Raw genomic sequence first — 5135 nt, 5'->3', positions numbered from 1 at the left:
GGCCGCGGCCCTTTTGTTCGGGACGGCGGTCGGCGAGACGCGCATCCCGTTCTCCACCGTCCTCGACGTGCTGGCGATCAAAGCCGGTCTGTCGCGCCCGGGCATCGACCCCATCGATTTGAGCGTGATCTGGAACTACCGCCTGTCGCGGGCGGTAGTGGCCGCTTGCGGCGGCGCGGGGCTCGCTTTGTCGGGCCTCATTCTCCAGGCGCTGCTGCGCAATCCGCTGGCCGAACCCTATCTGCTCGGCATCTCGGCCGGCGCCTCGACGGGAGCGGTGCTGGTTGCGATCGCCGGTTTTGGTGCCGGGCTGATCAGCATGTCGGCCGGCGCCTTCCTAGGCGCGGTGACGGCGTTTGCGCTGGTAGCACTTCTGGCGCGCGCCGCGGGCGGCGGGACGGGAGCGCGCGGCGCCGGCGTCATCATCCTGGCCGGCATCGCCGGCTCGCAACTGTTCAACGCGCTGACAGCGCTCATCATCGCGCAATCGGCCAGTGCGGAGCAGGCGCGCGGCATCATGTTCTGGCTGCTGGGCAATCTGTCCGGAGTGCGCTGGCCCGATAGCTGGCTGGCGCTGCCGATGGTTTTTGTCGGCCTCGGCGTGACACTCTGGCATGTGCGCACGCTGGACGCCTTCACTTTCGGCGCCGACAGTGCGGCATCTCTGGGGATCGACGTGCGCCGCGCCCAGATGTTGCTGGTGGGAACGGCCACGCTGGTCACGGCGATCATGGTCTCCATTGCCGGCGCCATCGGCTTCGTCGGGCTGGTCGTGCCGCACGCGATGCGCATCCTCGTCGGCTCCCGCCATGGCCGGCTCGTGCCCGCAACCGCGCTGGCGGGAGCGGTGTTCCTCGTCGTCTCGGACGTGGTTTCCCGCATTGCGTTGCCGGGACAGGTCTTGCCTATCGGCGTCATCACCGCGCTGGTCGGCGCGCCGGCCTTCGCCGTCATCATGATCCGGGGCAAGCAGCGATGAATGCGCCGATCCTCGAAGCCGTAAGCGTGAGCAGGATCGTGCAGGGCCGCGCCATCGTCTCGGATGTCAGCCTCGCGCTTCAAGCAGGCGAGACGCTCGGCCTGATCGGCCCGAACGGCTCGGGCAAGTCGACGCTACTCAACCTGCTGGCGGGCCTCACGCGCCCCAGCCGGGGCGAGGTGCGCCTTGCCGGGGTTCCCATGGAGCGAATGCGGCGGCGCGAGATCGCGCAGACGATCGCGCTGGTCGCCCAGCAGGCGGACACCGGCGACCGCATCTCGGTGCGCGACGCGGTGGAACTCGGCCGCACGCCATGGCTCGGCCCGCTCAGGCCCTGGGGGCCGGAGGACGACGGCGCGGTGGCCGAGGCGCTGTGCGCCGTCGACATGAAGGACCTGGCCGCACGCGACTGGTCCTCGCTGTCGGGCGGCGAGCGCCAGCGCGTCCACATCGCCCGCGCCCATGCGCAACGGCCGCAGATCATGCTGCTGGACGAGCCGACCAACCATCTCGACATCCACCACCAGCTCGGCATTCTCGACCTGATCGCGGAACTCTCTCTCACCACCGTGGTCGCGCTCCACGACCTGCATCACGCCATGCGCTGCGACCGGCTGCTGGTGCTGAAGGAAGGCCGCTGCATAGCACTCGGGCCACCCGCCGAGGTGCTGACGGCCCCGCTGATCCGCGAGATCTTTGCCGTCGAGGCCGAACTGATCCCTCACCCGGCCGGCGGCCGGCCGGTTTTCGCATTCCAACGCCTTACCTGATAAGGAGACTTCCGATGCTGCTTCGCCTGACCCTCCTGTTCTGCCTGCTCTCCGTTCCGACCATGGCCGAGACCTTCGAGGTCAAGATGCTCGACCGCAACGACACGGGACCGATGGTGTTCGAGCCGGACTATCTGGCGATCAAGCCCGGCGACACGGTGAAGTTCCTCGCCACCAATCGCGGCCACAACGCCGCGACCATCGCCGGCATGATCCCCGCCGGAAGCAAGAAGTTCATCGGCAAGATCGACCAGGAAATCGAGGTGACGCTGACGGACAAGGGCATCTGGGGCGTCAAGTGCTCGCCGCATTACACGATGGGCATGGCGATGCTCATCCAGGTCGGCGACACCCCTGCCACCGAGGCCGACTTGCCCAAGGATTTGCCCGCCGAGGTCAATAAGCGCATGCATGAAATCATCGCCCGGCACAATGCCAGCAAATGAAAGCGACGCTCGCATGCCGGGCGGCACCGACGGGCTTCACCCATGGACCTGAGCGATAGATCGATCGATCTCCGCAGTCTTGATGGCAACGAGGCAGGACAGGTTTGTCTGGATATCCGCTCCTTCTGTCTGGCGACCATCAGAGAGGTCTACGGCATCGACTACCATCGTGAATGGCATGCCGATCTGGACTCCCTGCTGCTGTCGGACAACGGAAACTGGTATTCGGCTTCCAATCGCGGTGCGTTCTGCGTGGCCCGCTCGGGCGATGGCGAGATCGTCGCGACGGGCGGCCTGCACGGCTTTTCCCGAAAGCCCGGCACTTCAAGCCGGCTTGCCGGGAGGTATGGCGATCCGGATGCGGTCTGCCAGATCGTTCGGGTCTATCTCGAACCATCCGTGCGCCGCAAAGGCCTCGGCCGCAGGATCATCCCCCTGCTTGAAGCCAAGGCGCAGTCGCTTGGCTACCGCACCGCCTATCTCCATGCCGACGCGCAGGCCTTCGGAACGCTGCGCTTCTGGCAGCGATGCGGTTATCGAAAGTTCGGACGCTTTACCTACCCCGCCAACGGCAGGGCGGATACGGGGGTGGACTTCGACAAAGCACTTTCGGGAGCGTAAAGCTTGACTCTAGGCCGGCCAACGTCAGAGGAAGGCGGAAAGAGTGCGGATGATTTCGCATCGCCCTTTTGAGCCATTGGGCAACCCAGATCTGCGCAACTATTACCGATTTCTCGACAACGCGATCCCAAAGCATGTTGCTGCAAGATTAGTGACGCTGATACAAAGGGGAAGGCGCCAGCCCAATAGCCCTTAAAACCATTCCCGGAATTTAAACCAGGCCAATGGCACGATCGCGCTGAGGATCATCACGGCCCATGCGTACGGATAGCCCCACGCCCAATCGTACTCAGGCATGAACTTGAAATTCATACCGTAGATCCCCGCCACCAGTGTTGGCGGAATGCCCGCAATTGAGACGATGGTCAGGACCTTGATAATGTCGTTCTGTACAATCCCGATGAGCCCAACCAAGGCATCCAGCACGAACTGAACCTTGTTCGCCAGCTGCTCCTCATACTCAGCAAGCGAGTGGATATCCTTGTTGAGGCTCGTCAGAGACACCTTCATCTCGCCGTTGAGGCAGCTGTCGTCGTTCTCTTCCGTAAACGCAACGACACGGCCCAGCCCCTGAATTCCGTCGCGAACTTCCGACAGCCGATCTCCGAGCTGTCCAAGCTTTCGCATTTGCATGCGCAAAAGCCGATTGGAACGAGCGGGATGCCGCCCGCGGGTGTCCTCGGCTTGGAATGCCTGACTTGATAGCTCAGTCAACGCAGCGGACAGATGCTCAAGAATGTCGGCCACGCGGTCAACGATCTCCTGACACAGGAGAACGAAGGTCTCGATGCCCGTCTTGGGAGCCGCAGAGGCGACAAGAAAGCGCTCAGCGACGGCATCGAATGTCGCCAGCGGCATGAATCGCACTGTGATCAGTTGCTCCTGAGACAGCACAAAACCGAGCGGCGGCGTGACTTCTGCCTCTTTCGGATGAATTGCAGCCGACGGAGTGCTCATATAGAGAACACCGGCATCGTTCTTTAATCGGCGTGAAGACTGAATCTCGCTCAACGAACCGAGCGACGGCAGTACTCTGCCGGTTAGTTCCTCAACATGCCGGATTTCCTCGGCTGTCGGGTTCAGCAGATCGATCCATACTACCTGATCGGGGCCGTGCGACGGCAAAGTGGGGGCGGAACACGCAGGAAGAAAATTCAACATCAGGTAGCCATCAGGGTTGCCCAGCTAAACGCTTGGAGCAATATCAGGTTTCCCATGCCGCCGCCGAGAATGTAACGGGGGGCGGGCCTTCGATGCCGCATCTGCATTAGGCCGACGAGGCAACGCCGTCGCCGCGGCGCTGTGGGCTACGACGAGGCGAACGTTTTCGGCGGGGTCGCTGGGTAACCCGCCACCGGGCTGAGCGTCAACGCGATAGCCGCCGCCACACAATCGAGGGACGTCGCGAAACCCTGGAGCGAGACCGAAAACGGCGCGGCCGCGGCCGTCGGCGTGGCGTTGATCTTAAGTGCGGTGCTGGAACGCAGGGCGACCATCGTTGCGGCGTCAAAATTAACCGGCACGGGACAGCCGCCCGGCATGCTGTGCGCAAGCACCCTGGCTGCATCGCTGGCTTCTCGTCGATCTGGAACGAGACTCAGGAATCGAGCGCCAGGCCGAACGGCAAGACGAGCTCCGCCACGGTGTTGCGGCTCGGAGCACTGAGTTCGATGACGAGCATACGAGGACCATTCTGCTGGACTTAGCTCGGCACGCGATGGTTCTGGTTACCCTGCTGCGCTCAGCCGACATGCCAAGCTCTGTAGGTTGCGTTCAGCAAGGAAACGCCACCGGCAAGCCCACAGTGCCGCCATACGCCGTCTGTCCGATCTTGCAGCTGTCAAAAGTAAGGCGTAGCAGCGGCCCGACCTTCGATCGAGGTGACACTCAGGATCTTGAGCCGGGCCTACCCGGCATGGGGTCGCATGCTGGGTGAGACATAGTGCACATCACTGCCCCGTCTGAAAACAAAAACCCGCCAGCCGAAGCTGACGGGTTAAAGAACAAGGTTGGAGGTACGGACCGGGCGGCGAACCCGGCCGAGATCAATTCCAAAACCGGGAGAAGGTTCCTGTCAGGGGCGCTGCGTCTGGATCATCGATGTGGGGGCGAGTATGTGTGGGGCCGGCGGGCGTTGAACATTGCGTTTGCCTGTTCCGTTATCAAGACCAAGCTGTTGAGGCTGTTCAGGACAAGTGGGATGGCGCGTTCCGGCATACGTCCTTGCCTCAGAACTTCACATTGAAGTTGGCCTTGACGGACTGGTCTGCGATGCCGGATCCGAACTGCCCGCCATAGGTGACGCCGACGGTGGCGTTG

The 5135-nt window shown here is 63.1% G+C and carries 5 protein-coding genes; 4 read left to right on the top strand and 1 reads right to left on the bottom strand.

The window, feature by feature from the left end:
• The 4 genes from ACODTY_RS23235 to ACODTY_RS23220 form a co-directional block, all read left to right on the top strand.
• On the top strand, positions 1-979 hold a 979-nt coding region (locus tag ACODTY_RS23235; RefSeq protein WP_488996542.1), incomplete at its 5' end, for a FecCD family ABC transporter permease.
• Positions 976-1749 carry an ABC transporter ATP-binding protein gene (locus ACODTY_RS23230; RefSeq protein WP_488996541.1) on the top strand — a complete coding sequence of 258 codons (774 nt, stop codon included), beginning with the start codon at positions 976-978 and terminating at the stop codon, positions 1747-1749. The genes ACODTY_RS23235 and ACODTY_RS23230, both read left to right, overlap by 4 nt.
• A gap of 14 nt (positions 1750-1763) precedes the next feature.
• Positions 1764-2195, top strand: a complete 432-nt coding sequence (locus ACODTY_RS23225) for a pseudoazurin (RefSeq protein WP_488996540.1) — start codon at positions 1764-1766, stop codon at positions 2193-2195.
• Between the two features lie 42 nt (positions 2196-2237).
• Positions 2238-2816, top strand: a complete 579-nt coding sequence (locus tag ACODTY_RS23220) for a GNAT family N-acetyltransferase (protein ID WP_488996539.1) — start codon at positions 2238-2240, stop codon at positions 2814-2816.
• Between the two features lie 192 nt (positions 2817-3008).
• Here ACODTY_RS23220 and ACODTY_RS23215 read toward each other — a convergent pair whose 3' ends face one another.
• The gene (locus tag ACODTY_RS23215; RefSeq protein ID WP_488996538.1) at positions 3009-3977 is read right to left on the bottom strand and encodes a magnesium transporter CorA family protein; all 969 of its coding nucleotides are present in this window, start codon (positions 3975-3977) and stop codon (positions 3009-3011) included.
• Between the last annotated feature and the right edge of the window lie 1158 nt (positions 3978-5135).

This window comes from Mesorhizobium sp. FG116 (assembly GCF_057809835.1).
This window is presented reverse-complemented; position numbering and strand designations above follow the sequence as displayed.

What these genes read in the sequence shown, in the direction of transcription:
- ACODTY_RS23220 (WP_488996539.1), top strand. Translation starts at nt 2,238, where the DNA reads ATGGACCTGAGCGATAGATCGATCGATCTCCGCAGTCTTGATGGCAAC.
- ACODTY_RS23215 (WP_488996538.1), bottom strand. Translation starts at nt 3,977, where the DNA reads ATGTTGAATTTTCTTCCTGCGTGTTCCGCCCCCACTTTGCCGTCGCAC.
- ACODTY_RS23230 (WP_488996541.1), top strand. Translation starts at nt 976, where the DNA reads ATGAATGCGCCGATCCTCGAAGCCGTAAGCGTGAGCAGGATCGTGCAG.
- ACODTY_RS23225 (WP_488996540.1), top strand. Translation starts at nt 1,764, where the DNA reads ATGCTGCTTCGCCTGACCCTCCTGTTCTGCCTGCTCTCCGTTCCGACC.